General features: G+C 44.2%; 20 protein-coding genes. 10 read left to right on the top strand and 10 right to left on the bottom strand.

Annotated elements, in window-relative coordinates; all coding sequences use genetic code 11:
* The coding region (locus ACVBDU_RS13575) for a phage tail-like protein (RefSeq protein ID WP_514372383.1) at nucleotides 1-1,130 on the bottom strand (1,130 nt) is incomplete at its 3' end.
* A gap of 499 nt (nucleotides 1,131-1,629) precedes the next feature.
* Nucleotides 1,630-2,247, bottom strand: coding sequence for a response regulator (locus tag ACVBDU_RS13570; protein WP_447180275.1), 618 nt, complete (start codon nucleotides 2,245-2,247; stop codon nucleotides 1,630-1,632).
* Nucleotides 2,248-2,692: 445 nt separating this feature from the next.
* On the opposite strand from ACVBDU_RS13570, the gene ACVBDU_RS13565 reads away from it, so the two are divergent.
* The 4 genes from ACVBDU_RS13565 (at nucleotide 2,693) to hxpB (ending at nucleotide 5,598) form a co-directional block, all read left to right on the top strand.
* A complete protein-coding gene (locus ACVBDU_RS13565; protein ID WP_447180274.1) occupies nucleotides 2,693-3,550 on the top strand; it encodes a methylated-DNA--[protein]-cysteine S-methyltransferase in 858 nt (285 codons plus the stop codon).
* A 2-nt stretch (nucleotides 3,551-3,552) separates the two neighbouring features.
* Nucleotides 3,553-4,266: a 2OG-Fe(II) oxygenase gene (locus ACVBDU_RS13560; protein WP_447180273.1), complete on the top strand. Its 714-nt coding sequence runs from the start codon at nucleotides 3,553-3,555 to the stop codon at nucleotides 4,264-4,266.
* Nucleotides 4,267-4,301: 35 nt separating this feature from the next.
* Complete coding sequence (locus ACVBDU_RS13555; RefSeq protein WP_447180272.1) at nucleotides 4,302-4,571, top strand: Ada metal-binding domain-containing protein; 270 nt, start codon at nucleotides 4,302-4,304, stop codon at nucleotides 4,569-4,571.
* Nucleotides 4,572-4,926: 355 nt separating this feature from the next.
* Nucleotides 4,927-5,598: a hexitol phosphatase HxpB gene (gene hxpB / locus ACVBDU_RS13550; RefSeq protein ID WP_447180271.1), complete on the top strand. Its 672-nt coding sequence runs from the start codon at nucleotides 4,927-4,929 to the stop codon at nucleotides 5,596-5,598.
* A gap of 1 nt (nucleotide 5,599) precedes the next feature.
* Here the strand turns inward: hxpB and ACVBDU_RS13545 are convergent, their stop codons facing one another.
* Both ACVBDU_RS13545 and ACVBDU_RS13540 read right to left on the bottom strand, forming a co-directional pair.
* On the bottom strand, nucleotides 5,600-6,100 hold the full coding sequence (locus ACVBDU_RS13545) for a hypothetical protein (RefSeq protein ID WP_447180270.1): 501 nt from the start codon (nucleotides 6,098-6,100) through the stop codon (nucleotides 5,600-5,602).
* A 443-nt stretch (nucleotides 6,101-6,543) separates the two neighbouring features.
* Nucleotides 6,544-6,774, bottom strand: coding sequence for a helix-turn-helix domain-containing protein (locus ACVBDU_RS13540; RefSeq protein WP_447180269.1), 231 nt, complete (start codon nucleotides 6,772-6,774; stop codon nucleotides 6,544-6,546).
* 236 nt (nucleotides 6,775-7,010) lie between these two features.
* Here ACVBDU_RS13540 and ACVBDU_RS13535 point away from each other — a divergent pair, with 236 nt between their 5' ends.
* On the top strand, nucleotides 7,011-7,790 hold the full coding sequence (locus ACVBDU_RS13535; protein ID WP_447180268.1) for an SGNH/GDSL hydrolase family protein: 780 nt from the start codon (nucleotides 7,011-7,013) through the stop codon (nucleotides 7,788-7,790).
* Between the two features lie 42 nt (nucleotides 7,791-7,832).
* Here the strand turns inward: ACVBDU_RS13535 and ACVBDU_RS13530 are convergent, their stop codons facing one another.
* The gene (locus ACVBDU_RS13530; RefSeq protein WP_447180267.1) at nucleotides 7,833-8,111 is read right to left on the bottom strand and encodes a hypothetical protein; all 279 of its coding nucleotides are present in this window, start codon (nucleotides 8,109-8,111) and stop codon (nucleotides 7,833-7,835) included.
* Nucleotides 8,112-8,233: 122 nt separating this feature from the next.
* Nucleotides 8,234-10,684: an endopeptidase La gene (gene lon / locus ACVBDU_RS13525; RefSeq protein ID WP_447180266.1), complete on the bottom strand. Its 2,451-nt coding sequence runs from the start codon at nucleotides 10,682-10,684 to the stop codon at nucleotides 8,234-8,236.
* A 315-nt stretch (nucleotides 10,685-10,999) separates the two neighbouring features.
* Here lon and ACVBDU_RS13520 point away from each other — a divergent pair, with 315 nt between their 5' ends.
* On the top strand, nucleotides 11,000-11,455 hold the full coding sequence (locus ACVBDU_RS13520; RefSeq protein WP_447180265.1) for a hypothetical protein: 456 nt from the start codon (nucleotides 11,000-11,002) through the stop codon (nucleotides 11,453-11,455).
* Between the two features lie 63 nt (nucleotides 11,456-11,518).
* Here the strand turns inward: ACVBDU_RS13520 and ACVBDU_RS13515 are convergent, their stop codons facing one another.
* The gene (locus ACVBDU_RS13515) at nucleotides 11,519-12,301 is read right to left on the bottom strand and encodes a DinB family protein (protein WP_447180264.1); all 783 of its coding nucleotides are present in this window, start codon (nucleotides 12,299-12,301) and stop codon (nucleotides 11,519-11,521) included.
* Nucleotides 12,302-12,406: 105 nt separating this feature from the next.
* Here ACVBDU_RS13515 and ACVBDU_RS13510 point away from each other — a divergent pair, with 105 nt between their 5' ends.
* Entirely contained in the window at nucleotides 12,407-13,000 is a 594-nt protein-coding gene (locus tag ACVBDU_RS13510; protein ID WP_447180263.1) for a CGNR zinc finger domain-containing protein, read from the top strand.
* A gap of 203 nt (nucleotides 13,001-13,203) precedes the next feature.
* Here ACVBDU_RS13510 and ACVBDU_RS13505 read toward each other — a convergent pair whose 3' ends face one another.
* The 3 genes from ACVBDU_RS13505 to ACVBDU_RS13495 all read right to left on the bottom strand — a co-directional run bounded on the left by ACVBDU_RS13505 (nucleotide 13,204) and on the right by ACVBDU_RS13495 (nucleotide 18,573).
* The gene (locus tag ACVBDU_RS13505) at nucleotides 13,204-14,265 is read right to left on the bottom strand and encodes an adenylate/guanylate cyclase domain-containing protein (RefSeq protein ID WP_447180262.1); all 1,062 of its coding nucleotides are present in this window, start codon (nucleotides 14,263-14,265) and stop codon (nucleotides 13,204-13,206) included.
* A 133-nt stretch (nucleotides 14,266-14,398) separates the two neighbouring features.
* The gene (locus ACVBDU_RS13500) at nucleotides 14,399-17,359 is read right to left on the bottom strand and encodes a DNA polymerase III subunit alpha (RefSeq protein WP_447180261.1); all 2,961 of its coding nucleotides are present in this window, start codon (nucleotides 17,357-17,359) and stop codon (nucleotides 14,399-14,401) included.
* Nucleotides 17,359-18,573, bottom strand: a complete 1,215-nt coding sequence (locus ACVBDU_RS13495; protein WP_447180260.1) for a DNA polymerase Y family protein — start codon at nucleotides 18,571-18,573, stop codon at nucleotides 17,359-17,361. The genes ACVBDU_RS13500 and ACVBDU_RS13495 overlap by 1 nt, the downstream gene beginning before the upstream one ends.
* A 101-nt stretch (nucleotides 18,574-18,674) precedes the next feature.
* On the opposite strand from ACVBDU_RS13495, the gene ACVBDU_RS13490 reads away from it, so the two are divergent.
* The 3 genes from ACVBDU_RS13490 (at nucleotide 18,675) to ACVBDU_RS13480 (ending at nucleotide 22,946) form a co-directional block, all read left to right on the top strand.
* Entirely contained in the window at nucleotides 18,675-19,430 is a 756-nt protein-coding gene (locus ACVBDU_RS13490; RefSeq protein WP_447180259.1) for an XRE family transcriptional regulator, read from the top strand.
* A gap of 286 nt (nucleotides 19,431-19,716) precedes the next feature.
* Entirely contained in the window at nucleotides 19,717-21,942 is a 2,226-nt protein-coding gene (locus ACVBDU_RS13485) for an FUSC family protein (protein ID WP_447180258.1), read from the top strand.
* A gap of 32 nt (nucleotides 21,943-21,974) precedes the next feature.
* Nucleotides 21,975-22,946, top strand: coding sequence for a DUF6929 family protein (locus ACVBDU_RS13480; RefSeq protein WP_447180257.1), 972 nt, complete (start codon nucleotides 21,975-21,977; stop codon nucleotides 22,944-22,946).
* The last annotated feature ends 542 nt before the right edge of the window (nucleotides 22,947-23,488 follow it).

The following is a 23,488-nucleotide window of genomic DNA, read 5'->3' as shown; positions in this document are numbered from 1 at the left end:
TATACATTACCACCGACATTCTGAATAAGTTCGGTGATCTCATTGACTACGTTCTCATTCCGGATGATCTCCTCAAACTGGTTGATCACATCCGCGGGAACATTGATCACCGTCTCTGTTCCATCCTCACTTGTATAGGTATAAGTCCCGTTATTGTTGTTTACCAGTGTGGTTACCGTCTCGTTAGATTTAACGATTTCCTCAATATTGATTGTTTGCGTATTACCACTTTCATCGATATACGTAAAACTATCACCGTCGTAATATACATTACCACCGACATTCTGAATAAGTTCGGTGATCTCATTGACTACGTTCTCATTCCGGATGATCTCCTCAAACTGGTTGATCACATCCGCAGGAACATTGATCACCGTCTCTGTTCCATCCTCACTTGTATAGGTATAGGTCCCGTTATTGTTGTTTACCAGTGTGGTTACCGTCTCGTTAGCTTTTACTATCTCCTCAAAATTGATCGTTTGCGTATCTCCGTTGTCGTCCACATAGGTAAAACTATCCCCGTCATAGTGCACATTACCCCCGATATTTTTGATAAGTTCGGTGATCTTGTTGACTATATTTTCGTTTTTAATAATTTCCTCAAACTGGTTAATTACATCCGCCTGAACATTGATTGTGGTTTCCGTTCCGTCTTCGGAAGTATATATATAGATACCATTACCGGTATTGACAAGTGTCGTAACCGTTTCATTGGATTTAACGATTTCCTCAAAATTGATCTCCTGAGAATTACCATTCTCATCAATGTATGTAAACTGATTCGTTACCGGGTTATATACAACTATATTATCCGGAATGTCCCCTCCGGTAAGATCTCCCGATGACACTACCCGGTGCCAGCTGTCTATATGCCAGTAATAGTAACCCGGTTTCAGATCGGCAGTATCGGAGGTGTTAAACACCAGCAAACTTTCAACATTACCATTAGCTATAGTAGTCACATCCTTAATCCCCTTAAGAGCTATTCTGGGGATCAGTACTCCTCTGTCTTTCGCTACAACATCCAACTGGGCAGAACTGTCGGGCATAGGTGTTCCTACCCCTACCTGGGCGTATCCCGAAAAAATAACTGCCAGAAAAAGTACTAACGCGTAAAAGTGTTTCATCATGCTTTGATTAATTTTTATTATTACAATCTGTCTATATTGTCTCATGAGTTACCACATGAGCAATTTTTTAATCCTGTGATTATCGAATAAAATGTCCGGGATTTCAGCCCTGCTGAGTCGGACTAAGAAGAAGTATCAATTGTCCGGATACGAACAATGATTATCGACCTGAATACCTATTTTTTAGAAATACGGATAAAGTAATTTTCTCTCATTCATTTTATTTTAAGCAAACTTATCATCGTACGCACAGTGCGAATAATAGGGGATCCCCTACTTTCGGTCAATGGGAGTCTTTTACCGACCAAGAACCTCTTTTTTAAGAAATTTGAAAAAAAACTTCCACGGTTATACGAACAAAGAATAAAATTCTAATAAACTGTAAAAAAGACAATTAATACAATACGCGAAAAAGAAAACCTCTTTTGTATTTAGAACAAAAGAGGCCCGGAATGAAAAAATAATAGTTATTCAGAAGCCGTTACCGGCGAAATTTTAATCACAGAAAGACCTTATTCCGAAGTGCCCAGGATAACAAAGCGCCATATGAAGAAGGTAAATCCAGTTTTTTCCGAACATTTGTCTTGATCTTCTCCACATTCTTTTCACTGCAAAAAAGGATATCCCCTATTTCGCGATTGGTTTTACCTTCAATAAGTAACCGTAATATCTCTATTTCTCTCGCTGTGAGACTATTTAGTCCGGAAGTTGCCTGATCTACCGTTTCCTGTACGGATTCCGCTATATATGTTTCCCCTTTATTCAAGGCATCCATACAGTCCTGAAGTTCTTCCACCGTAACATTTTTGGACAAATAAGCGTTTGCCCCTGCTCCCATCGCCTCCTGATAATATTCTACGCTATTGTGCATGGTTAGCACCACAAAATCCGTTTCCTTGTCTTCTTTCCGGATACTACTTATCACTTCCAGTCCGCTCATATGAGGCATGGTAATATCCATAAAAACCACATCCGGCTTATAATGCCTGATTTTTTGCAAAGCATCATTTCCGTCTTCCGCTTCCGCCACTATTATGGTATCCGGGATTTGTGATATTAAAAAGCGAAATCCTTTTCTTAGAATAGAATGATCGTCTACAAGTAAAACTTTAATCATATAACTCAACATTCATTATTATATTCATTTCATGAAGAATAAAAGCTTCCTGAAATTCTTCTTTTACAGAAATAAAATTCACAATAAAAAGGGGCATAAGCGAAAAATATATTTTTTACTCAAAGAAAATAGACCAAATGCTTCAATTAACCGATCAAATCATCTTTTTTTCGGTACTGAAAATACGTGTCGAGCACACGTTTATGTGCACGAAAACAATAAATCGTTTTTTAGTTGTTGGTTATTGTGTTATTCCGGCAACACCCTTAAACTCAACAACCCTAACATTTTAGAAAATAAAGCGATCACAATGACTCTACCAGAACTCCGGAATACATGGTTTTAAACTATTTTTGAAACCAATCAAAAGAAGCAATTCCGCAAATTCCGGGTTTTTCACCATAGCACCTGTCCGTATCTTTGTGTATATAAAAAATGCAGCACCATGAATTCACAAAACACCTTAGATTTTGATCGTATTGCAAAGGCAATAGGATATATACGGGAAAACTTCAGGGAACAACCCAATCTGGAAGAAGTGGCAGAGCAGATACACCTGAGTCCTTTTCACTTTCAAAGAATGTTTAAGGAGTGGGCCGGTGTAAGTCCGAAGAAATTTTTACAATACATAAGCGTGGAACACGCCAAACAGATTCTCCGGGACAAAAGTACCACATTGTTTGACGTAGCTTATGGCACGGGACTTTCCGGGACAGGCAGGTTACACGATCTGTTTATAAAAATTGAAGGAATGACCCCCGGTGAATATAAAAACGGAGGAGAAAAACTTACCATAAATTACAGCTTTGCCGAAAGTCCGTTTGGCAATATCCTGGTAGCATCTACTACCAAAGGCATATGTCATATGGCTTTTTCGGATAACGAAGAAGAAGCGTTCCGGGCACTCATACAAAGCTTCCCGAACGCACAGTTCAGGCAAATGACAGATCTGTTACAGCAAAACGCATTACATATCTTTACTCATAATTGGGAGGAGATAGACCGGCTGAAACTACACCTGAAAGGAACGGAATTCCAGTTAAAGGTCTGGGAGGCATTGCTCCGGGTTCCTATGGGACGGTTAGTCACTTACGGCAACATTGCCGGAGAAATCGGAAACGAAAAAGGGTCACGGGCCGTAGGTACCGCCATCGGCAGCAACCCGGTAGCATTTCTTATCCCCTGTCACCGGGTGATCCGGTCAACCGGAGCTCTGGGCGGTTACCGATGGGGAAATAACCGGAAAACCGCAATTATCGGGTGGGAAGCTGCCCGGACTAATAGTATATCTTCAGAAGAATAACCATGGAAGACACACAGCAAAAAACAGCGAACAGGGACTGGGAAAAGGTTACCGAAAGTCTGAATGAAAAAGGGTACGCCCTTATCCCCCGATGGCTGACCGGGCAACAATGCCAGGCCCTGATCGAAAATTATAACGAAACATCAGCGTACAGAAAAACCGTGGTCATGGAGCGTTACCGCTTCGGACTGGGAGAATATAAATACTTCGATTATCCCTTACCGGACCTTATACAGGCTACACGGGAAAATATTTATCCTAAACTGGCACCAGTGGCCAATCTATGGATGAAAGTGCTGGGAACAGACATACGTTTTCCCCAAACCCATCCGGAATTACAGCAACAATGTCGGGATAACGGCCAGTTAAAACCCACCCCCCTGATATTGAAATACGGACCGGGCGGATATAACACCCTGCACCAGGACCTTTACGGAGACGTGTTTTTTCCCTTACAGGCCGTACTTTTTCTCAACGAAGCAGGGACCGATTACGACGGAGGTGAATTTGTACTTACCGAACAGGTTCCCAGGGCACAGTCCCGTGCAATTGTACTCCGTCCCGGAAAAGGGGATATGCTGATATTTACCACCAACTTCCGCCCGGCAAAGGGTAAGAAAGGATATTACCGCATACATATGAAACACGGTGTAAGCGAAGTAACCCGGGGAGAACGCCACACTCTCGGTATCATTTTTCACGACGCTGTCAGTTGATCTCCGGGTACGGACCATTCAAAATGTTTTATATTATGGTGGAACACAATAATATTACGGATGCTTTACTACACAAATATATACGCGATGGGAGTATTACTGCCGGCGGAAACAAAAAACTGAAAATTTACGGAAAACTTCACTGCAGATCCGGTAAAAAAATGCTTCGGAAAAACAGGGTATTCTTCACTTCCGCACAGGAAGCCACGAAGTATGGATATCGCCCCTGCGGACATTGTATGCGAGATGCGTACCGGCTTTGGAAATTCAGACAGTCTCTGAGTGTGAAACACAAAACTAAATGATTATGGACTTGAAGTCCAAATGACCCCGGAATATAACTTTCCAACAGCCAAAGCAATCCCGACTATAGTTTTTCAGCAGGGCAAACGCATTATAAAATTATTAATAGTTCAAGGTAGCAGGTTACTCTGAATGGGGCCGAAAGGCACCCGGTCTCCCGGTCATCCTTACCATCTCTGTCCTCTCATTTCCCAAACTCCTTTAACTCATGGTCTCATTCTCACACTCTCACACTCTTACATTCCCACATTCTCAGATACTGTATACATGATACGTTTGCCCTGATAGTTTCAACTCTTTTAAGACCAATAAAACGAGAAAAAGTATCTTTGTAAAGATCATAAAAACTTCTTGCAGATGTCCGCAACAACTCATGCCGTTATTTTCGATATGGACGGTGTACTTATTGACTCCGAACCGGCCTGGAAAAAGGCAGAATACGAAGTTTTTACTTCCGTCGGAGTACACGTAGCTCCGGACCTGTCGGAGATTACCTCTGCCATGACCACTACTGAAGTTACAAAATTCTGGTATGAAAAAGCTCCCTGGCAAGGTAAAAGCCTGCGGGAAGTAGAAAATGAGGTCATAGACTGTGTGGGACGCTTTATCCTGGAAGAAGGAGAACCCATGTCCGGAATAAAAGAATTACTGGAACTCTTTCACCACAGGAGTTTCCGGATAGGTCTTTCTACGAATTCCCCTTCCAGGCTGATTCCCCTTGTGCTGGAAAAATCCGGTATTTCGGACTATTTTAATGCCGTATCCTCTTCCGAAAATGAGGTCCTGGGAAAACCACATCCCGCCGTATACCTCACCACAGCGAAGAAACTGGGGATTTCTCCCGAAAACTGTATTGTTTTTGAAGATTCCGTACACGGGATTATGGCGGGAAAAAATGCAGGGATGAAAACGGTAGCCATACCTTCGGAAAAACAATTTCACCTGGAGGAATTTAATCAGGCCGACCTCAAATTAAGACGACTGGCGGATTTTGACGAACAACACCTCTCCTCACTTTTGAAACTCTGACCTACGCTCTCCCGGTTTTCCGTAAATCCTGGTAAAAAGAATACGCTCCGAAGGACAAAGGTATGCCTATTGCCACAATCAATATGGCAATGGCAGTAATCACCGAAGATAATTCCACAGGGCCGCGGGGAACGCTGGAAAGCGGAACCACTACAAAATTCATCAACAAGCCTACCAGAATACCATAACCAATACCGGTGATCACCCGGTTATATTTCCATAAATGTAATCGGGAATATAGTATAAAGAACAGGATGGTCCAGCACATGGCTATAACGTAGTGAAAGAAGAGTCCGTAAAAAGCATACATTATGGCCCCGGAAGAAGCGGCATCACCAAAGATCCCGCTGGCAACATATCGCAATACACGCCCTGGCCCCACACCCCGTATACCCGCCTGTATACATGCCAAGCTGATATCCAGGGTGCCTACCAGCAGGCCGTTTAGCAGGATCGCCCGGAAAATCCCTTTTCCGTTTCCCCGATTCGTATATGAATTCATATTTCAACCAATTATATTATCCGTTAAATATACCTATTTTCACAGTATGCCGAATAGTCATTGATCTTTTGGGAGCATTTTTGTCCTTCTGAAAACAGGCTAATCCCGTTTGATAACAACATTCTCCTTTTTGTAATGCTCAAATTACACTTACACCGCGAATTGCTGCTGATAGTGTAAAGGACTTTTTCCGGTAATTCCTTTAAAATACTTATGAAAACTTGTTACATTAACGTGAGTTCTATGCAAGATATTTTACAATTCATTGATTATTAGTATGTTATCCTAAAATAACACTGTCACCTCGAGCCCTTCGACAAGCTCAGGACAGGCTAAAGTCGAGAGGTTTTTGATCGAATGGTCCTTAAAAGAGGTCTCGACTGCGCTCGACCTGACAGGGGTTAAGTTAACCAGCTGTTGTTCTGTGTGATATAAATCGAAACTCACGTTACATTATTAAATCCGCTTTCGTAATAGATCTGTTTAATGCTCATTTTACTTTCCATCAACAAATGGCAGGCATGTTTTATCCCTACTTCATTTAAGAACTGGATAAATGTCTTACGGGTCTTTGATTTGAAATAACGGCAAAAGGAATTCTCATTCATATTGGCCACTTCGGCAATTTCTTTCAGACTGATCCTGTTCCGGGAATTGGTATGGATATGGAACATTTACAACTTTAAGCAGGCAATAACAACCGGATAACTGCACATTTTCATTACGTTCTCAAGATAGAACAGAAAAAAATCCAATTATTTAAAAACAGGAGTACTAATGTACACTTTACATAAATACAGTATTTTACAAATATTTGTTAATGCTTTTATTTAATTCTATCATTTTACAATCAAAAAGAAAAAAATATATTTTTTGCGCCATTAAAAAGAATAATATTAAATTTGAGAACATGAAAACTGACATACAATCAACCGAACGCAGGAATTTTATAAAGTCTGCATCCCTGGCTTCGGCAGGGCTACTTGGTTTTCACACCATGCAGGCTGTGACCAATCCGAAATCAAAAACACCATCTGTCAACCTCCCGGAAAAACTGACTGTAGTATTCCAGGGAGATTCCATTACGGATGCAGGAAGGGATCGCGGACATTACTATCCGAATGACTCCCGTGGTATGGGACTGGGTTATGTTTTTAACATTGTAAGCCATATTATGGCCAATAATCCGAAAACAGAATGGACTATATATAACCGGGGAATCAGTGGTAACAAAGTTTATCAACTGGAAGAACGGTGGAAAGACGATTGCCTTCAGCTGCAACCGGATGTATTGAGCATACTGATAGGTGTCAATGACTTCTGGCATAAACTCAACGGCAAGTATAACGGTTCCGTGGAAATATACGAACGGGACCTCAGAAAACTCCTGGACGATACTTTACGCATGTTTCCCGGTGTAAGACTTATTCTGGGACAGCCTTTTGCGGTAAAAGGCGGATCGGCCATTACCGACAAGTGGTTTCCGGAATTCAAAGGTTACCAGGAAGCCGCAGCCCGTATCGCCAAAGATTATAAAACCGTGTGGATACCCTACCAGGAAATTTTTGACGAAGCCCTGAAAAGCGCTCCGGCATCTTACTGGTGTCCTGATGGTGTGCACCCCTCTATTCCGGGAGCTTACCTGATGGCAGAAGCATGGATAAAAGGCTTTAATTCTATTGATTTATAAAATATCTAAGGTAAACCAACCAAGATTTTTTATAACCCTTGATTACCCCGGTGTAATACACCGGGGTAATTTTTTACGCACTAAGTGTCCCGATAATATCGGGACGCCCCGAAGTAGTTGACTTTCCTCCCCGCAGATCTTTTTTGCAAAGTAATGTTCCGGGTAATAATAATCGGCATAAACAATTTGAAGATAACACATGGTATAGCTATAAAGTCCCCACGCCTGCCCTCTTGCCCGGGCAGAAGTATCACTACATCCCTGGTCTGTATTCTTTTTCACTACAGTTCCCGGGGCTTTGCCCAAAACTACATAGCACATCCATGGTGTTACGCTTTTTTAGTACATGACGAAGCGATTTTAGCAAACCGGAAGAAAAAACAAACCGCCCCCGGATAGTATCCGAAGGCGGTTCTTTATAAAGATAAACCTTTATGTTAGCATCAAAGGGTTTTGGCGTTCTTTACCTTCTCTTTGGTAAGCGCCAGTTTTAATACCTCGCTCATATCACTTACATAATGAAATGTTAGTCCTTTCAGGTATTCCGCTTTAATTTCCTCTATATCCTTCCTGTTCTCCTCACAGAGCAGGATTTCTTTAATACGTGCCCTTTTTGCAGCCAGTATCTTCTCTTTTATACCTCCTACCGGCAATACTTTTCCTCTAAGGGTTATTTCCCCGGTCATGGCTATGCTTTTCTTCACCTTTCTCTGGGTAAACAGCGATACCAGCGATGTTAACATAGTTACACCCGCACTAGGGCCATCTTTTGGAGTTGCTCCTTCCGGAACATGGATATGTACGTTATAGTTACCGAATATTCCCGGCTCTATTCCCAGTTCTTCGGCATTGGCTTTAATGTACTCCATAGCAATCGTGGCCGATTCCTTCATCACTTTCCCCAGGTTCCCCGTAATGGTGAGGTTTCCTTTACCTGCGGAAAGTATGGATTCTATAAAGAGAATATCTCCGCCCACACTTGTCCATGCAAGGCCGGTAACTACCCCTGCCACTTCATTGTTTTCATATTTGTCCCGCTCCATACGTGCAGGGCCCAGTATCTTTTCTATATCTTCGGAAGTGACCTTCACGTTGTATTCCTCTTCCATGGCAATCGACTTGGCGGCAAATCGCACCATCTTGGCTATTTGTTTTTCAAGTCCCCTTACACCGGATTCCCTGGTATAACCTTCCACGATCTTCTCCAGCCCTTTTTTCGCAATCTTCAGATTATCGGATGTAAGTCCGTGTTCTTTCAATTGTTTGGGCAACAGGTGCCTTTTGGCAATTTCTACCTTTTCTTCGATGGTATACCCGGTAACATTGATCACCTCCATCCTATCCCGTAACGCAGGCTGTATATTCCCCAGGTTGTTGGCTGTAGCAATAAACATCACCTTGGAAAGATCGAATCCCAGTTCGAGGAAATTATCATAAAAAGATGTGTTTTGTTCCGGATCCAGTACTTCCAGCATGGCAGAAGAAGGGTCTCCCGTATGACTGGTGGTGAGTTTGTCTATCTCGTCCAGTACAAACACGGGATTAGACGTTCCCGCTTTTTTCAGGGATTGTATGATCCTGCCGGGCATCGCCCCGATATATGTTTTTCTGTGCCCTCTTATCTCCGCTTCATCCCGAAGACCTCCAAGCGATATACGTACATATTCCCTGCCAAGCGCTTCGGCTATGGATTTACCCAATGACGTTTTACCTACACCGGGAGGCCCGTACAAACAAAGTATGGGCGATTTCATATCGTTACGCAGTTTAAGCACCGCCAGGTATTCGACGATCCTTCGTTTTACTTCATCCAGTCCGTACTGGTCCCTGTCCAGAATACGCTGTGCCCTTTTCAGGTCGAACTTATCTTTGGAATACGTACCCCACGGAAGTTCCAGGAGCAGGTCCAGGTAATTCCGTTGTATGGAATATTCGGCGACCTGGGGGTTCATTCGTTGTAACTTGGCAAGTTCCCTGTCAAAATGTTCCTTTACCTTAGCATCCCATTTCTTTCCCTGGGCCTTGTCACGCATTTCTTCTATTTCCTCTTCATAAGATACGCCACCCAGTTCTTCCTGAATGGTCTTCATCTGCTGATGCAGGAAATATTCGCGCTGCTGCTGGTCCATATCGTGGCGGACCTTGGACTGTATGTCTATTTTAAGCTCCAGTTTCTGAAATTCCACATTCAGGTATTTCAGGGTAGCCAACGCTCTTTCCCGGAGGTTATTCATCTCCAGAAGTTCCTGTTTATCTTCTACACTGAGGTTCATATTAGAAGAAACAAAATTGATCAGGAACGAGCCGCTTTCAATATTCTTGATAGCAAAAGATGCTTCCGAAGGAATATTAGGACTATTCTTGATGATCTGCAGGGAGAGTTCTTTTATGGACTCGATAATTGCCGTGAATTCCGGGTTGTCCCTTTCCGGCCTTATTTCTTCCACTTCTTTTATACTCGCCCTTATATAAGGCTCCGTAGACACTACCCGGTCTATTTCGAAACGCTTTTTTCCCTGGATAATTACCGTCGTATTACCGTCAGGCATCTGCAATACCCGGAGAATACGCGCTACCGTACCCAGGGTGTTGATATCCTCGACTGCCGGGTTTTCCACTTCTTCATCTTTCTGAGATACCACCCCGATAACTTTATCGCCATTGTTTGCGTCTTTTATCAAACGGATGGATTTATCCCTTCCTGCGGTAATCGGTATTACTACCCCGGGGAACAACACTGTGTTGCGCAGGGGTAATATGGGCAATTCCTCAGGAAGTTCCTCTTTGTTTATCTCTTCTTCGTCTTCCGGGGTCATTAACGGAATAAGCTCCGCTTCTTCGTCCATACCCTGAAATGACAAACTGTCAATATTTAAAAACTTTGATTTAGCCATAGATTATCTGTGAGTCATTCTGTCATTACAACAGCTTAAGAACCAATAGTTGTTATTTAATAACTTTCTTAAAATCAATACATAAACATTTTAATCCCTTTATGGGATATTTCTATATCGCAATAGTTATGCCAAGTAATAAGGAGATAAATCTGCAAGAACCACTATTTCCGGGGCATTTCCCCATATCGGATACCATATCCTTATTTTTTAAGCAAAAAACCATAAATATCCAAAAAAAATATGATAATACATCAATTTTACGTAAATTAGATACAGTGTCCTCCGGAATCAATAACCTAAAAGTTCTTCATTATGAAAAGTTTTATTTATGTCTTAGCAATTGTGTTTCTGGCTGTAGTATTACTAGGCTGGAACCGTTATCCTGATACGAAAGAAGATACTCCCGTTTCGCTGGAAGGTGTTTGGGAACTTGTAAATTACTATACTTACGAAGATAACCATATAATTGATAGTTTTCCGAATACCGAAGGTTACAGGCAGGTGAAAATGTACCAGGACGGAAAGGTCATGTGGACCAGGAAAGTTCCGCAGGATTCTACACAATGGTATGGTTACGGAAAATATCTGTCTACAGATACCAGCCTGGTAGAAACCCTGGAATACGGTTCGGCCAGTATGATGAAAATCATCGATACCTCCCGCATATTTTCTTTTGAACTGCAGGGAGGGAAAGGCTGGTTCCGCCAGATAAGCATCAACGAAGAGGGAAACCGGACGTTCTCTGAGAATTATATCCGGATCCGTTAGAAAGAATATTTAAGTCCGTGTCCCGGTAGTACAGGAAGAGGCAAACAGGGAAGTTATGTCGATCTACCGGGTCACGGATATTATTTTTTTCACCAGCCCTATTTGCCCTGTGTGATAAATATCGTGTTGTAGAATACCTTCGAGGATATAACCTAAAGTATCACCACCGGGCTTAGGTCTGCCGTCCAGAAAATCGTCGGTCTTACTTTCCAGTAGTTCCAGTATTTCTTCCTGGGTTTGTTCCAATTCCCTGCGCAGAACGTCCCATCCTTTCCGTTTTAATTCTTTCAAAGGCAGGAAATTCAGTTTTTCCACCGTATTATCCCGGTAATCCGGATCTCCTTCTGCATAGCGGATAAACACCTGTCGCCAATAAATACAATGCCAGATGATCTCCGCTATGGAATGTACTTCCGGCACGGGTTGTTGAAAGGCCAGGGTATTGTCTACATCTCTTAATTTTTCTTCCAGGCTCTCCGAATGCCAATTCTCTCCGTGGAAAAATTCGTTTAACTGTTTTATAAAACCCCGGACCCTGTTATTGGAAACCTTATATGTCTCGCAGTGTATTACCTCTTCTTCAAATTCCAGTAATACTCCCTCATCTTCCGGGTAATATTTTGCCCGGGACACATCATCTCCGGCGAAGGATTTTACGGCTTCTATCCCCGTCCATTCGGTTACGGTATAAAAATGAGATTGCTCCCCTTCTTGCCGTCGCCATACTTTTACGGATATATTTCCCCGGGTTTGTAAATATTCGGAAGTTCCCTTTTCGAGAAGGAACTGCAAATAGTTATCCGCATCTTCCGTTTTGGTCTTGCCATGCCATATCCTGGTGATCATAATACTTATTTTTTCGGTTAATGGGTGAATTGACTATTTTTGTTTTACCGTTAAAATACCTTTAGAACGTAAAATTATAAATTTTTACCGGTTAAACAAATATAGATGGTAAAAAATAGCCCTGTAAATAACATCAGTCTGGAAGGGGGAACACTTTGCCTGGATTTTATCAATACGGTTCATGACAGAAAAAAGGAGCCTTCCGAAGACTACCTGTTGGAAATCGATGATCTTATAGCCTGGGGAACTCTGCTTCGCTTATTCCCCGTAAATACATCTGCCCTGGCGGGGAAAGATAAAGATCTCCTGGAAAAAGCTGTTTCCTTTCGCGAACTGTTATATCGCATGTTCCTGTCCCTGAGCAAAGGCGCTCCGGTAACCGCAAAAGACATGGAATCCTTTAACCGGTATCTATCGGAATACCTGTCCGCTTTAACACTGAAAGAAACCCGGGACGGCTTTGAAAGGGGCTGGGATTTGCCCGAAAAGGATATTTCCCGTATCCTGGGCCCGGTTTTACTGGACGCTTATGACCTAATGCTGTCCGGTAAACTTCACCGGGTAAAAGAATGTCCGAATTGTGGATGGCTGTTCCTGGACACCACCAAAAACGGAAGACGACGCTGGTGCAGCATGAAAAGTTGCGGCAGTAATGTAAAGGCTATGGAATGGTATCGCCGGCACAAGAAAGGGCAATAGTTAAGGAGTTCGGATTGGGACATGATGGATTTTCGGAATATTTAGTGTTTTATTGTACAAAAGCACTTCCGTCAGGAAACGACATGTCCCGACGACTTCTCTAAGCTTTAACCATGCCTTAAAATCTACGATGCGTTTTTAAACAAAGTAATAGTTATTTTAGCTTTAGACATATCTACACTAACCAACTCCAAAACTTCAAGTTAATTCGCTTCCGTCTCTCTTATCGCGACAAGCAAAACTTCCTGCTCTTTGCCTTTCAACCGGATCGCTCCGAGGTGACGAATGGTGAACCCACTTCCGTAATCCAGTTCCGAAAGCAGATCAGACGTGACTATGACCTCTTCGTGAAACCTGCTACACATCCCCAGGATACGCGATGTGGTATTCAGCACATCACCCGAATAGGTAATATCCCTTTTAATTATACCAATCTCCCCGGCCACTACCCGGCCACAATGTATCCCTGCCTTAAAGGAAGGCACCATACCGTATTTATGCAGGTATTTGTCTTTCCTTTGTTCGATATATTTTTTCATTTCCGAAAAACACCGCAGGCATTGCAGGTTTTCCAGACCTTCTTCGAACTTCCATACTACTACTACCTCATCGCCTACATACTGGTAAATATTCCCTCTGCTTTCCAGGATGGGATCCGTTATGTCCGCAAAAAAATCCCTGAGAAGGGCATGATATACTTCATTTCCAAGTCGTTCCGCTATGGTTGTCGAAGAATTCAGGTCCAGGAACATGAATATCCGTTTTTCCGTTTTGGGCGTGTTGTATTTTCCCTTAATAATATTCCAGAAAGTATCCGGACCGAACTTGCTGTTCATCTGCAGGAGCAACTGGGTCACCGCCACGATAAAAGACCATACCAGTCCGTTTTTTATAGGGTAACTATCCGTAACAAAAGCGTGGAAAGCTTCTTTGGACACCGGGTCGTACAAAGGTCTCCCGGTCTTAAAAGGGACTATGATAGCAGCCATAACCAAGGTAATCAGGGCTATGATACAGACAAAGATAACACTGACAATCAGGATGGTGTATCCGTAAGGCTTGTCCCTGTATTTTACATTGATATAAAACACCAGCAAACTTCCGCCCAACAAGGCGCCGATAAGCCCCCCTCCTACATTGCGCATTACGGATATGACAAAGGAATAATCTTCAGAAGGGCCCAAAGAAGTATTGGTATGCAGTATCAGATGATCGTAAACCGCAATGATAAATCCGATGGCCATCCAGACCATTGTAATAATCATTAACTGTTTTAGTTTTAGTTGCAGCCCCCTTTTCACCTATTGCGTCTTTTCCCGGGATATATGTACCGGCAGCTTAACCGAACTAATTTAAGGATTTTTCCATTACTCCGGGAAAATAGAACGATCAGGCATATCAGGCTTCAAATCTCGGGTCCTGGATATAATCCTCTTTTCGCATCTTAACCACTTCTATACTAAAAAACCCGAACTCATTAACAACCTTTCCGTACAAACGGTATATTCCCTTTCCGCGGAACCTGTTATTCCTGGCTACCGGGGGAAAGATAACCACATCGAATACCTCCCCGTAATGATCGATAAAAGTGCCGAAAAACATTTCCTCTCCCTTAAGGGTCCTCGTCTTTTTTACCGCTACCAGGTATCCGTAAATGTCTATGTATCTGCCCTGGGTATATTTCAGGTCCTGCGCTCCTTTATTGCTCCTCGGTTTTTCCTGTAACAATTCAAAAGGGCTGCTCAGGCAGAACCCGAGGAGTTCCAGCTGGTCAAATGCAGCTTCAAGCCTGGTGGTTTGCAGTGCAGGTACGATATGTTCTTTTTGGTTTGCCTTGAACAACCTGTACTGTTCTTCTTCTCCCGGTACCACTCCCTGTCGCAAATGCGCCTGCCATAACAACTCGTATTTATCCGTACCCGTAAACCGGAATGCCCCGACGCGTATCAATATCGCCAGCTGTTCCACACTTACGGAGACCCTGTCCATAAAGTTTTCCAGGGATGTAAAAATTCCGTTTTTGTCTCTTTCTTTCAGTATACGATGGCATACCCGGTCTTCGAGCTCTTTCAGGTACCCGAAACCGAGATAAATATCCTTTCCGGATATCCTGGTTTCCATACGGCTGTAGTTAATACAGGGAACATGAATCGTCGCTCCCAGCATCCGGGCTTCATGTATATAGATCTCCGGACGATAGAACCCTCCCCCGTTATTCAACACGGCCACCATAAATTCCAGCGGATAATAGGCTCTCAGGAACAAACTCTGATAGCTTTCTATGGCATAGGAAGCGGAATGCCCTTTGGCAAAAGCATACCCGGCAAAACTCTCTATCTGTTTCCAGACTTCAAAGATCACTTCGTCTTCATATCCTTTCTGCCGGCAATTGGCTATGAACTTGTCTTCCACTTCCCCGAATTCTGCCCTGGAACGGAATTTCCCACTCATTCCCCTTCGCAGTACATCGGCCTCGGCCAGGGTAAGTCCCGCAAAGTGGTGGGCCACCTTTATCACATCTTCCTGGTATACCATCACACCATAAGTTTCCGGCATGATCTTGAGCAGCACGGGATGCGCCTGTTCCACCCGTTTGGGGTCCTGATGCCGCAGAATATACTCCCGCATCATTCCGCTTTTAGCCACTCCCGGCCGGATAATGGAACTCGCTGCTACCAGCCCCAGGTAATTGTCTACCTGCAACTTTTGAAGCAACATCCGCATCGCAGGCGACTCCACGTAAAAACATCCCATACACTGTGCACTTTCCAGCATATTATGGATCTTATCGTCCTTTTTGAACCGGTTGACATCATGGATATCCAGGGGAGGTTCATCCGGACGGTTATACCGGATAATTTCCAGGGTCTCCTTGATCTTGGCCAGTCCGCGCTGGCCGAGAATGTCAAACTTATACAGTCCCACATCCTCGGCAATATGCATATCGAACTGTACCGTAGCATATCCTTTGGGGGGCAAAAAGGTAGCGGAAAAAGTGTTTAGTGGGACTTCACTTATGAGAATACCACTGGAATGAACACTGATATAACTGGGCATTCCCTGAATGAGTTTCCCGTATTTCAAAACAAGCTGAGAAGGCTGGTCCAGTTCATACGTATTGTAACTGCCTTCACTAAGGCGGTCGATATCTTCTTTGGGCAACCCGAACACTTTACCCAGTTCCCGCACCACTCCCTTGTAATTAAAGGTAACATATGTTCCCAGCAAGGCTACATTGGGAAAACGTTCGAAGATATACCTGGTGACATCATCCCGGTCCCGCCAGGAGAAATCGATATCAAAATCGGGGGGCGTACTGCGGAAAAGGTTGATGAAACGTTCGAAATACAAATCCAGTTCCAGCGGGTCCACATCCGTGATCCCCAGTAAATATGCTATGATGCTGTTGGCTCCGCTCCCCCTCCCTACATGAAAGTACCCTTTCCGCCTGGCGTAATCCACAATATCGTAATTGATAAGAAAATAGGAGACAAAATCCTTTTGTTTGATAAGTTCCAGTTCCCGGTGCAGGCGTTCCAGGGCCATTTTCTGATCGTCCGGATAACGGTAGCGGATATTTTGCATACAAAGTTCCAGAAGATATTCCTCATCCCCGGTCTTATCGCCGGTGTAGGTTCGCTGATTACTGCTCTGTTTCGCAGCGGAAAAATCAAAGGATACATGACATTTCTTCATCAGCCGGGCCGTGTTTTCCAGGATGAAGTGATATTCCCCGAAAGCCTTGTACAGGTTTTCCGGAGGATACATCTTCTCTTCTTCCGAAGCCACCTCTCCGGGGGACAGCTTGCTGAGCAGGGTATTGTTATCTATGGCCCGCAACAACCTGTGGGCATTGAAATCTTTTTTGTTGCGGAAAGTCACGGGTTGCAGTACCACCAGTTTATCTTTTAAATGCCGGTATGCGGACAATGTCAGTTTCCGCAGGTCCTGGACAGAAACCCCTATATACTCATCTTCCCGCAAATCCCCGAACTGGTGTTGTTCTACTTTTTTCAGCGGATACACAATGATCACCTCCGGAATAACAGGGGCTCGCCCGGGAAAATCTTTGTGTTCATGCAGATGTCCGGACAAAAAACCGTTAAGTGCAGTATATCCTTCATTATTTCTGGCTATTCCGACGAATTGCTGGTCCATTCCGTTCCTGAAATCCACTCCTACGATAGGTTTTATATCCAGGTTTTCCGCTTTACGTATAAAATTAAGACAGGCGGAAGTGTTGTTAATATCGGTCAGGGCCAGTTGGGTTACGTGGTTTTCACGCGCCAGTTGCAGGAGTTCCACTTCGGAAAACGTACCGAAGCGCAGGCTGTAATAAGTGTGGCAATTTAAATACATTACTGTTTTCTATGTGCTAAAATGGTTGGAGGTTGTCCGTTAAAAGGATTGGTCATTCTTCCTATAGTCTTCACTCCCAGGGCCGAAGCCCGGGTAACGCTGCGATCTCCGTACCGCAGCCGGATCTTGTCCATAGCCTGGTACAGGCGTATAGTTTCTTCGGTATCTTCAAAAAGGTTGATCTGGTAGTTGCCATGTACCAGGTGGCTGAATTTCACCCCGATAAGGCGCACGAGCAGCCTGCGGTTATACAACTGGTGAAACAGTTCCAGTATCCTGGGGATGAGTATATGATCGGCACTGGTATAGGGGATCTTCAACTGCTTGGAGTACGTCTGGAAATCGGAGTACCGGATCTTTACACTTATACACGCCGTGAGTTTCTCTCCGCGACGTAACTGAAAGGCCAGGTTTTCCGTCATAGCGGCCAATAGGGTGCGCAACAGGTGTACATCTATGGTGTCCCGGTCAAAAGTACGTTCGGTTGAAATGGATTTTCGTTCGGAAAAAGGAATTACCGGGGTGGTGTCTATACCGTTTGCGCGTTCCCAGATGGTGAGTCCGTTACGGCCCAGCACACGGTATAGCATCTCCCCCGGCATTTCCTGTAAGGTCTTCACCTGCTTTATCCCGAGGTTACGCAGGGTGAGGTAGGTCTTGTCACCTATCATGGGAAGTTTCCTGATGGATAATGGGGCTAAAAAAGGCTTCTCCCGTCCGAGCTCTACCAGCATCTGGTTATTGGGCTTAGCCTCGTTGGTGGCGACCTTGGATACCACCTTGTTTACGGAAAGCCCGAAAGATATCGGCAGCCCGGTTTCCCGGATAATTTTCTGCCGGAGCCCGGAAGCATAACGATAAGTTCCGAAAAAACGGTCCATCCCGGAAAGATCGGCATAGAACTCATCTATACTGGACTTCTCGAACAAGGGCACGTTTTCCCGGATCAGTTCGGTGACTACCCCGGAATACCTGGTGTATGTAGCGGCATCTCCCCGGATCACCGTAGCTTCTTTACACAATTCCCTGGCCATTTTCATCGGCATACCACTGTGAATGCCGAAAGTGCGGGCTTCATAACTACACGCGGCCACTACACCGCGGTCGCTGAGTCCACCCACCAGCAGAGGACGGTCCTTGAGACGGCTGTCTAACAACCGCTCAACGGAAACAAAAAATGTATCGAGATCCAGGTGCAGGATTGTCCGGTTCATACTTCCAGGAATTTTTCCAAATTTATGGAATTTTTCCATACAAAAGGAAATAATCCGGAAATTTCATGGATATTTTCCAAATTAAGGGTTATATTTGCCTTATGTCCAAAAGTTTAAATACCGAAATACGGCGTTTTAAAATGCTTCGCCGGGAACTGGACCTGACACAACAGGCTTTTGCGGAACGCCTGGGAATCAGGAATTCCACGGCAGATATCGAAAGAGGAAAGACCAGGATTTCCGGAGAAGTAGTCGCCGCCCTGCTCGAGCAGTTCGGGATCAATCCCCTGTGGCTGTTCGGTAAAAGCGAGCAGAAATACCTGCGTCCTGCGGAACAGAGCATATTGCCAAAAGTGGTAACATTGAATTCGTCCGAAAACGAGAATATCGTACTGGTAAACATCAAGGCTTCCGCCGGATACGCACACAATCTGCAGGACCCCGAATGGTATGAATCCCTCCCCGCTTTCGACCTGCCCCTGCCCGAATACCGGAATGCTTCTTACCGGGGATTCCAGGTAGAAGGTAACAGTATGTACCCCGTACTCCACTCCGGCGAATGGGTCATTGCCCGTGCCGAGGAAAAGCTGTCCGGTATTAAGGAAAACCAACTATACGTAATAGTACTCCCCGATACCGTAGTTGTAAAAAAAGTACTTGTCTCCGGGGAAAAACTACGCCTTATCTCCATAAATCCGGAATATCCCGTAATTGAAACCAATACCGGGGACGTACAGGAAATATGGCAAGTGGTCAGTAAAATATCCGGCGAACTTGACATCCCTTCCAATAACCTGGGAACCTGGGCCGAAGAAATAAAATCGGAACTCAAGGAAATACGCGAACGGTTGTTGTAATCCGGGAGTCTTTTAGTTTTGGAGTTGGTCAGGGTATTTAATCGTTTGTGCCGGGACCTTTTCAAAAGGAGATAATACTTCTCTAAATTCAGGGGAGCTGTACTTTTTCAGGCACAAAACCAGATCATTGCATCGGAACAACTCCGAACAAAAAATATCCGGGTATCTGTGGCTAAAAAATTACTTCCCTCCAAAACTCCGGACTTATCAACTTCTACTTTAAATCAACGTATTTTCTTAATAAATATCTGCGTTATCCTTACTTTTGTCGTTAGCAATCCGGAATATGAATCGCCAGCTTCAGAAATTCTTAGAAAGTACCGACTTTATCAGGGCAGTAAAAGTTACCGTAGCCGCTGCTACCCCGGTTATACTATTCTCTTACCTGGACCTTTTCAGTATTGGTTTTACGGTGGCCTTAGGGGCATTATTTACTTTTATCAGTGACATTCCCGGCAACCTGCGTCACCGGGTAAACGGTATGCTGGCTTCCAACCTGATCGCCACGGGGAGTACCGTGCTCATCAGTCTCGCTACGCTAAGCCATTGGATATTTTATCCCGTGCTTATCCTTCTGGTATTCTTCCTTTCTATGATAGCAGTTTACGGGCAACGGGCCACCCTGGTTTCTTTTTCCGGGCTGCTGGCCATGTCTCTTTCTTTTAGTCACAGCTATACCGGGTGGACACTACTGGAACATATCGGATTAATGATTGGCGGAGGGCTTTTCTACCTGTGCATTTCCATGCTGTTTTATTTTATAAGGCCATACAGGTATGCAGAACTTCAAATGGCCGAGTGTATTTTACTGACTTCCAGGTACCTGAAACTACGGGGCCGGTTATGGGACACTAATGCCAACAGGGATAAAATCACAGAAAAACTGCTCAATCTGCAGATAGAACTGAACGACATCCACGAAAACCTCCGGGAAACCCTGATACGCAATCGCACCAAGGGAGGTTCCTCCAACCAGAACAGGAGATTGCTTATTGCCCACATAGAATTGGTAGAGATCCTGGAACTGGCTATGGCCACTTCTTTCGACCACGAAAAACTGCACCAAACCTTCCGCAAACATCCGTATGTATTAAATGCATACAGACACCTGGCATTTAACCTGGCAGCCCTGCTGAACCAGTTGGGACAAAGTGTGGAAAAGAGGAAAAAATATGCTTCCGTACACCATCCGTTCAAAGACCTGGAATCTTTTAAAAAGGCCATAGACCGTTACGAAACGGAAACAAATACCGACATCCGTACCACCGACGAGGTACTGGTATTGACCAACATGTTCAACTACGTGGAAAAACAGGTGGAAAAAATTAAGGTTGTAGAATACACCTTTACCCACGCTATAAATCCGCAGGACCTGAAACGGAAGGACAGGGATCTGGAAAAGTTACTGACCCCCATCCACTACGCTCCAATCACCCTGACGCAAAACCTCAGTTTTTCGTCTACCATATTCCGGCATTCCCTGCGGCTTACCCTGACGATACTGGTCGGTTTTCTGATAGGTAATGTATTGCCCATACAAAATACATACTGGATATTGCTCACCATAGTAGTGATCATGCGCCCGGGTTACGGGCTCACCAAGCAACGGTCCTTTCACCGTACCATCGGTACCCTTGCCGGGGGAGTTATTGCTTTCGGAATTATTTCCGTTGTACACAACAGTACCGTTCTCGGCATACTGGCAATGACCTGTATGGTTCTCGGGTTTTCCTTTTCCCAGCGAAATTATCCCATAGGAGCCACTTTTATTACCTTGTATGTCATCTTTGTTTACGGCATGCTCACCCCCGACATCCGGGACGTGATCCTGTTCCGGATCGCGGATACCCTTATCGGTACCACGCTGGCTTTCACAGCCAATCATTTCCTATGGCCTTCCTGGGAGTTCCTGAGCCTGCCTACATTCCTCAAGAACTCCATAAAAGCCACGAGGGATTATATCCAGGAAATATCGGTTTTCTATAACCAGAAAGGAGAAGTCCCCCTGCCTTACCGACTTGCCCGGAAACACGCTTTTATAGAGATCGGCAACCTTATGGCCTCTTTTCAACGGATGACACAGGAACCTAAGTCCAGGCAGAAACAACTGGGACAATACTACGCGCTCGTAGTGCTTAACCATACCCTGTTATCTTCTGCTGCCTCCATGGGGGCGTTTATACAATCCCGGAAAACAACAAAAGCTTCGGAAGCCTTCAACGTCATTACCGGGGCCATTGTAAACAACCTGGACAACGCCATGCAGCTTCTCAACGAAGAGCAGCAGAATATCTCCATAGATACGGTGGAAATAAAAGAAATGCTGAAACTGCGCTTTACCGAACTGAAAGAGATACGGGAAAAGGAGATCATGGCATCCAACGGGATATATGATGATAACTTCAAACTGAAAATGGAAGAAGGGCAACTGATCATCGAACACCTGATAGGATTGACCAATCTTTCCGAAAACATTGTCAAATCGGTACGGGATATTCAGAAGATCAGGTAATGAATGCTTCCGGGAACAAAAAAAGCAAGTGTATGAAATCTATATCCGGTATAAAGAGAAATCTATATTTCTTTCTTCTATCTATTGTATCCTCCGCATGTTCAGGCCCCTCTGTGGAATGTGAAATTACACATCGTCAGACACTTTCCGGGGTACCATCGGCATCGGGGACGGTGGTAACGGAAGACCAGGTTTATATTACCGGCGACAATTCTCCGTGGTTGTTCCGGTTCAACCGCAAATACGAACCCATTTCCAGGATTTCCGTCTTCCGCTACACCCCGTTGTCCAAAGGCGAGATCATTCCCAAACCGGACAAACCGGATTTTGAGGCTATGGAGATCATCAACAACAAATTATACTTGTTCGGTTCCGGTTCCAAATCTCCTCAACGGGACATCATGATACAGGTGAATGTGGAAAACAGGAACAGGGTAAGTACCTTTTCTCTGAAATCCTTTTACGATATCATAAGGAGCCGCCATGTCCCCGAAGACGGGGAACTTAACATCGAAGCTGTCGCGGCCCGGAATGACCGGATTTATTTTTTCCTCAGGGGAGAAAATACCGTGCTGGAGTATCCGGTTCCCGGTTTTTTCGGCTACCTGGAAAACAACGAAACCTACCCCGAACCGAATGTATACCGGTTAGAACTTCCTTCTATAAACGGTATTAAAGCCGGATTTTCCGGAGCCACTGCCGTTCCCGGACACGATAAAATAGTATTTACCGCATCGGTGGAAAATACACCCAATGCCATTGATGACGGGGAAATACTGGGCAGCTTTACCGGCATTATAGATTGTACAAAGCTGAAGGAAAACTATCGCCCTGCCTGTGCCCTGCTCTCCGAAGGGGGCAAAAACAATATCCCGTTAAAAATAAAGGTAGAATCTGTCTCCGTCCTGGAAGCCGCTTCTTCCCGGAATGTGAAGGTCCTTTTTGTAACCGATAAGGATACGGGGAGGGATTCGGAATTGCTGGAAGCCCTGTTACGCTGGTAAACTATCGCACCAAACCGGATGGCGTCCTCTGAAAAGTCCGGGAGACTATGGGAAAGCAGATGGACGAATCATCGTAAAACAGCTATTACTATATTCGTGCATTCGTGGCTGAAAAAACTAAGACACTTTCTAAAATAACTGTAATAAACTGTGAACTCGTCTTGAGTTGTTGTATTTAAGCGAAAAGTCATGCTTTTGTTCACTAATGAAGTGATTTTGGAGAAGCATAGCAGCGCTACGGTTCGATAAAATTACGAAATTAGGGGGCAAAATGATGATTTTGTAGGTAATAGAACAACTCAAGACGAGTTCTGTATGTAAAACGACAATTTGTCTAAATAGAAGCGCCCGGACGTTGTACCTCCGGAAAAAGTAATCTATTTTTGTACTCCCCCTCACAATAATTTCAATGCGGTTTCCGCAATGTCAAGGGCATCGCCATACCTGTAAATGATGTAATACATGTCATAAACGGTTATCCTATTGTTCCGTAAAAGGTCGAAGCCCCATACCATTCGAAAGGGAATTCCGTTTATTAATTA

It is taken from the genome of Sinomicrobium endophyticum (genome assembly GCF_052983315.1).
This window is presented reverse-complemented; position numbering and strand designations above follow the sequence as displayed.

Coding starts and splice junctions, on each gene's coding strand:
- ACVBDU_RS13490 (WP_447180259.1), top strand. CDS start 18,675: ATGTCCAAAAGTTTAAATACCGAAATACGGCGTTTTAAAATGCTTCGC.
- ACVBDU_RS13505 (WP_447180262.1), bottom strand. CDS start 14,265: ATGATTATTACAATGGTCTGGATGGCCATCGGATTTATCATTGCGGTT.
- ACVBDU_RS13570 (WP_447180275.1), bottom strand. CDS start 2,247: ATGATTAAAGTTTTACTTGTAGACGATCATTCTATTCTAAGAAAAGGA.
- ACVBDU_RS13535 (WP_447180268.1), top strand. CDS start 7,011: ATGAAAACTGACATACAATCAACCGAACGCAGGAATTTTATAAAGTCT.
- ACVBDU_RS13515 (WP_447180264.1), bottom strand. CDS start 12,301: ATGATCACCAGGATATGGCATGGCAAGACCAAAACGGAAGATGCGGAT.
- ACVBDU_RS13565 (WP_447180274.1), top strand. CDS start 2,693: ATGAATTCACAAAACACCTTAGATTTTGATCGTATTGCAAAGGCAATA.
- ACVBDU_RS13495 (WP_447180260.1), bottom strand. CDS start 18,573: ATGAACCGGACAATCCTGCACCTGGATCTCGATACATTTTTTGTTTCC.
- ACVBDU_RS13560 (WP_447180273.1), top strand. CDS start 3,553: ATGGAAGACACACAGCAAAAAACAGCGAACAGGGACTGGGAAAAGGTT.
- hxpB (WP_447180271.1), top strand. CDS start 4,927: ATGTCCGCAACAACTCATGCCGTTATTTTCGATATGGACGGTGTACTT.
- ACVBDU_RS13500 (WP_447180261.1), bottom strand. CDS start 17,359: ATGTATTTAAATTGCCACACTTATTACAGCCTGCGCTTCGGTACGTTT.
- ACVBDU_RS13555 (WP_447180272.1), top strand. CDS start 4,302: ATGGTGGAACACAATAATATTACGGATGCTTTACTACACAAATATATA.
- ACVBDU_RS13530 (WP_447180267.1), bottom strand. CDS start 8,111: ATGTGCTATGTAGTTTTGGGCAAAGCCCCGGGAACTGTAGTGAAAAAG.
- ACVBDU_RS13545 (WP_447180270.1), bottom strand. CDS start 6,100: ATGAATTCATATACGAATCGGGGAAACGGAAAAGGGATTTTCCGGGCG.
- ACVBDU_RS13485 (WP_447180258.1), top strand. CDS start 19,717: ATGAATCGCCAGCTTCAGAAATTCTTAGAAAGTACCGACTTTATCAGG.
- ACVBDU_RS13510 (WP_447180263.1), top strand. CDS start 12,407: ATGGTAAAAAATAGCCCTGTAAATAACATCAGTCTGGAAGGGGGAACA.
- ACVBDU_RS13520 (WP_447180265.1), top strand. CDS start 11,000: ATGAAAAGTTTTATTTATGTCTTAGCAATTGTGTTTCTGGCTGTAGTA.
- ACVBDU_RS13540 (WP_447180269.1), bottom strand. CDS start 6,774: ATGTTCCATATCCATACCAATTCCCGGAACAGGATCAGTCTGAAAGAA.
- lon (WP_447180266.1), bottom strand. CDS start 10,684: ATGGCTAAATCAAAGTTTTTAAATATTGACAGTTTGTCATTTCAGGGT.
- ACVBDU_RS13480 (WP_447180257.1), top strand. CDS start 21,975: ATGAAATCTATATCCGGTATAAAGAGAAATCTATATTTCTTTCTTCTA.